Origin of the sequence: Pseudomonas sp. SBT1-2 (assembly GCF_028640875.1) — a bacterium.
Classification (GTDB): Bacteria; Pseudomonadota; Gammaproteobacteria; order Pseudomonadales; family Pseudomonadaceae; genus Aquipseudomonas; species Aquipseudomonas chlororaphis_I.
In genome coordinates this window covers 1-353 of the sequence record NZ_JAQZAA010000029.1, presented here as the reverse complement: position 1 = coordinate 353, position 353 = coordinate 1, and the positions used below count along the sequence as shown (strand labels likewise).

The window sequence follows — 353 nt, the reverse complement described above, 5'->3', positions numbered from 1 at the left end:
CGATTGTTTATTCCTTCCAGCTGACCGGTGTGCATCGGCCAGCGAACGCGGCTGACGATGCCCCGCCAGTAACTCTTTAGCCGTTTGGCGAACTGGATCAGTGCCGGTATTTCGCTTTCATGAGCATGGCGCAACCATTGCTTCCAGGCCGATCTCCAGCTCCAAGCGGTATTCGGCGTCCAGAGCGTTTTGAGTTCAGCCTTCATCAAGTAGACCGTCATCAACGCCTGGTTGGCCGCCAGCAAATCCTGCAAGTGAACCTGTTGTTCCGGCGTTTTCAGATTCTGTGGATTGCGTAGCAGTAGCCATCGCGCTTGCTTGATGACCTTACGAGCAGGCTTGTCGTGGCGTAG

1 protein-coding gene is annotated in these 353 nt (G+C 55.2%); it reads right to left on the bottom strand.

Going from position 1 to position 353, the window contains the following annotated elements:
• Positions 1 to 353: transposase (locus PVZ78_RS03540; protein ID WP_273828231.1), on the bottom strand; the 353-nt coding region annotated here is incomplete at both ends.